Source organism: Microbacterium sp. C448 (genome assembly GCF_000582705.2).
GTDB lineage: Bacteria > Actinomycetota > Actinomycetes > Actinomycetales > Microbacteriaceae > Microbacterium > Microbacterium lacus_A.
The window spans coordinates 1-4,443 of sequence record NZ_HG779796.1 but is presented as its reverse complement, the minus strand read 5'-3'; the positions used below and the strand labels follow the sequence as shown (position 1 = coordinate 4,443).

5 protein-coding genes are annotated in these 4,443 nt (G+C 68.2%); all 5 read left to right on the top strand.

Features of this window, described 5'->3' with window-relative positions; translation table 11 throughout:
• The coding region (locus MIC448_RS14580) for an amino acid--tRNA ligase-related protein (RefSeq protein ID WP_144238066.1) at positions 1–117 on the top strand (117 nt) is incomplete at its 5' end.
• 280 nt (positions 118–397) lie between these two features.
• Positions 398–1,543, top strand: coding sequence for an ABC transporter substrate-binding protein (locus tag MIC448_RS14575; protein ID WP_051514080.1), 1,146 nt, complete (start codon positions 398–400; stop codon positions 1,541–1,543).
• Positions 1,544–1,575: 32 nt separating this feature from the next.
• The gene (locus tag MIC448_RS14570; protein ID WP_036301360.1) at positions 1,576–2,487 is read left to right on the top strand and encodes an ABC transporter permease subunit; all 912 of its coding nucleotides are present in this window, start codon (positions 1,576–1,578) and stop codon (positions 2,485–2,487) included.
• An 8-nt stretch (positions 2,488–2,495) separates the two neighbouring features.
• Positions 2,496–3,311: an ABC transporter permease subunit gene (locus MIC448_RS14565; protein WP_036301354.1), complete on the top strand. Its 816-nt coding sequence runs from the start codon at positions 2,496–2,498 to the stop codon at positions 3,309–3,311.
• A complete protein-coding gene (locus MIC448_RS14560; protein ID WP_036301357.1) occupies positions 3,305–4,411 on the top strand; it encodes an ABC transporter ATP-binding protein in 1,107 nt (368 codons plus the stop codon). Before MIC448_RS14565 ends, MIC448_RS14560 begins: the two co-directional genes overlap by 7 nt.
• The last annotated feature ends 32 nt before the right edge of the window (positions 4,412–4,443 follow it).

Genomic DNA, 4,443 nt, shown 5'->3' with positions numbered 1-4,443 from the left:
CCGCCACACGGCGGGTTCGGCATGGGCCTCGCGCGCGTGTTGATGCTGCTGCTCGGCGAATCGTCGATCCGCGAGGTCACCTACCTCTTCCGCGGCCCGACGCGCCTCGCGCCGTAACCCGCACGCGCATCGGCAACCCGCGCCGCCGAGACTGCCGCTTGTCGCCGAGACCGCTGCTTAGCCGCCGGCAATAACCGGCGACCTCGTAAACAAGCGGCGGACTCGGTGTGCCGCCACGCCCCGAGCCAGACCCGCGAGCGCCGACCGGCCACACACCTCTCACCAGCCGTTCACCCGGGACCGCTCCCGTGGTAACCGGCGCTCCCTAGCGTTCCTCCGTCACCCCGATTCGGCGCCCTACCCGAGCGCCCGGGAACACCGAGAGGAACCCACACGCATGTCATCAATCTCACCGCGGCGTATGCGCCGCGTGCTGATCGCAGGAACCGCTGCCCTCAGCGCCGCCCTGCTGCTGTCGTCCTGCGCCGGCGGCGCCGGATCCGACACCGAGTCGGCCAGTGGCGTCGACGCGGCCACGGCGACCAGCCTCGCCGACTTCGGCACGATGGAAGAGCTCGAGGCGGCCGCCATCGCCGAAGGCCAGCTCAACGTCATCGCCCTCCCCCGCGACTGGGCCAACTACGGCGAGATCCTCGACCTGTTCGCCGAGAAGTATCCCGAGATCACGATCAACGAGCAGTCCCCGGATGTCTCGAGTGCCGAAGAGATCACCGCTGCCGAGACGAACAAGGGCCTCGACACCGCGCCCGACGTCTTCGACATCGGCCTGACCGTCGCCCTGCAGAACACCGACGTCTTCGCTCCCTACAAGGTCGAGACGTGGGACGACATCCCCGACGCCCTCAAGGAGTCGACGGGCCTGTTCGTCGGCGACTACGGCGGATACATGTCGGTCGGCTACGACTCGTCGAAGTTCGATGCCCCCGAAGAGATCGGCGACCTGCTGGGTTCCGACTACAAGGGCTCGGTCGCGATCAACGGTGACCCGACGCAGGCGGGCGCGGCCTTCGCCGCCGTCGGCCTCGCGACGGTGCAGAACGACGGCACGCTGGATGACTTCCAGCCGGGCATCGATTTCTTCTCCGAGCTGAACGCCGCGGGCAACATGCTGAAGCTCGACGTCACGACCGCGACGATCGCGAGCGGCGAGACCCCGGTCGTCTTCGACTGGGATTACCTCAACGCCTCGCACAAGGCCGACAACCCCGCCTGGGAGGTCGTGATCTTCGACGGCACCGGATACGCCGGCTACTACAACCAGGCGATCAACATCGACGCCCCCAACCCGGCCGCCGCGCGCCTGTGGCAAGAGTTCCTCTACAGCGACGAGGTCCAGAACCTGTGGCTGAAGGGTGGCGCTCGCCCTGTTCGCATGGAGGCAATGATCGAGGCCGGCACAATCGACCAGGAGCTGGCCGACGCACTGCCCGAGGCGCCCGCCGACACGGTGGTTCCGACCGAAGAGCAGAGCTCGACCGCGGGCACCCTGCTCGGCGAGAAGTGGGCCTCGGCGGTCCAGTGACCTCCCTCGAAGCGATCGCCAGCCCTGCGGGTCTGGCGGACGCCGAGCTGTCGAAGAACGTCGCCGGGTCGGAGCCTCTCGCTCCGGCCCGGCGGCGGGGCGTCCGCAGCTGGGCCTGGCTCGGCCTCACGCCGTTCGCCGTCTACGTCCTCATCTTCCTCGCCCTGCCGACCGTCCTCGCGATCGGGTCGGGGCTCTTCGACGCAGACGGCGCATTCACGTTCGACAACCTCGCCGCACTCGGTGATCCCGTCATCCTCCAGACGTTCTGGAACTCGACCTGGCTATCGCTTCTCACCGCGGTCATCGGCGCCGTGCTCGGCGCCCTCGTCTGCTACGCGATGCTCGGCCTGCACGAAACCAGTGGCGTTCGCACGACGGTGGATGCTGCATCCGGTGTGCTCGCCCAGTTCGGCGGCGTCATGTTGGCGTTCGCCTTCATCGCGACGATCGGCATCCAGGGCGTCGTCACCCAGTTCATCCTGAGCGCGACAGGCATCAACATCGCCGACGGAGGGTGGCTCTACGCACTTCCCGGCCTGATCCTGCCCTACATCTACTTCCAGGTGCCGCTCATGGTCATCACGTTCATGCCGGCCCTCTCGGCCCTCAAACCGCAGTGGGCCGAGGCCAACCTCACGCTCGGCGGTACACGCCTGAGCTTCTGGACCACGATCGGAATCCCCGTGCTCGCCCCCTCGTTTCTCGCGAGCCTGCTGCTGCTGTTCGCCAACGCGTTCTCGTCGTACGCGACGGCCGCGGCCCTGGCCAGCCAGGGCTCGCAGATCGTGCCCCTCGGCATCCGCACCGCTCTCACCAGCGAGACGGTGCTGGGTCGCGAGAACCTCGCCGGCGCGCTCGCGCTCGGCATGATCGTGATCGTCGGGATCGTGATGTGGGCCTACTCCGTCGTCCAGAGTCGCGCCGCGCGGTGGCAGTCATGAGCGGCACGATGAGCGGCATCGCCCCCTCACGAGCGACGCGCTGGATCATCGGCGTCGTCGTCGGCGTCGCGTTCGCGATCCCGCTCGTCTCGACGTTCCTCTACACGCTGCGCGACAACTCAGTTGAGGGACAGTCCACCGGTGGGCTGTCGCTGACGAACTGGGCGGCGCTCTTCGACCCCGAGAACGCGCGACTCTATGCGCCGATCTGGACGGGCCTCGGCAACTCGCTGATTCTCGCGGTCGTCACGGTCCTCATCGTCCTGCTGCTGCTCGCTCCGACGATGATTCTGGTGTCGCTCCGGTTCCCGAAGCTGCGGCCGGCTTTCGAGTTCGGTGTGCTGCTGCCCATCTCGATCCCCGCGATCGTGCTCGTCGTCGGTCTGACCCCGATCTACCTGCAGATCGGACGCACCCTCGGCACGGGAGCGTGGACCCTCGCCTTCGCCTACGGAATCACGGTGCTGCCGTTCGCGTACCACTCGATCCAGGCCTCGATCGACGCCGTCGACATGAAGACGCTCGCCGAGGCCGCCCGTTCGCTCGGCGCATCGTGGCCGACGGTCGTGCTGCGCGTCCTGGCGCCGAACCTGCGTCAGGGGCTGCTCGCCGCATCCCTCATCTCGGTCGCCGTGGTGCTGGGCGAATTCACCATCGCCTCGCTGCTGAACCGCCAGGTGCTGCAGACCGCGCTCGTCGTCGTGAACCGTATCGATGCCTACGCGGCCTCGATCTTCACACTGCTGGCGCTGCTGTTCGCCTTCCTCCTCCTGCTCTTCATCGGCCGCGCGGGCAGAGCCCGCACGGGAAGGACCTCATCGTGACCGACACCACCCCCCGCCCCCTGCCCCGCACATCCGACAACCAACTGTTGGCCGACGCCGGAGAGGGGACCCGCGTCGAGTTCCGCGGGGTCGTGAAGGACTACGGCATCACCCGGGTGCTGCACGGCGTCGACCTCGACATCAAGCCCGGCGAGTTCGTCTCGCTGCTCGGTCCGTCGGGCTGCGGCAAGACCACGGCGCTCCGCGTTCTGGCGGGACTCGAGAATGCGACCGAGGGCTCGGTTCTGCTCGGGGATCGGGATGTCTCGCGCGTGCCGACCAACAAGCGCGACATCGGGATGGTGTTCCAGGCGTACTCGCTCTTTCCGCACCTGCGGATCCGCGAGAACGTCGCGTTCGGGCTGCGCCGCCGCGGTGTCGCTCGCGTCGCGGCCGAGGCGCGCGCGATGGACGCGCTCGATCTGGTCGGCCTGGGTCACCTCGGCGAGCGCTACACGCACCAGCTCTCCGGCGGTCAGCAGCAGCGCGTGGCGCTCGCGCGGGCCCTCGTCACCGAACCCCGCGTGCTGCTGCTCGACGAGCCGCTCTCGGCGCTCGACGCGAAGGTACGCGTGCAGCTGCGCGACGAAATCCGACGCATCCAGCTGCGCCTCGGCACCACGACGGTGTTCGTGACGCACGACCAGGAAGAGGCCCTGGCCGTCTCGGACCGGATCGCCGTGATGAACGCCGGACGGATCGAACAGGTCGGAACCCCCGAAGACCTGTACCTGCGTCCCGCTACGCCCTACGTGGCCGCTTTCGTCGGGCTCTCGAGCACCGTGCGCGGAACAGTCAACGGTACGGAGGTCGAGCTGTGGGGCCAACGACTGCCCGTGCAGGGATCGGTCGTAGACGGAGCCGTCGATGTGTTCCTGCGGCCCGAGAACGTGCGACTCGCGGTCTCTGGTGACTCGGGCGTGTACGGGAACGTCCAAGAGAGCACGTTCCTCGGCAGCCTCCGCCGCACCCTCGTGCGGACGGCCGAGGGTGAACTCGTCCGCGTCCAGCATTCGGCAGCCGACCGCCTGTCCTACGACGACTCGGTGCGCCTGACGGTTGCACCCGAGCCCGTCGTGGTGCGGCCGGTGGCCGACTGATCGCTAGGTGCGCGGGTCAGAATCGGGTGGCG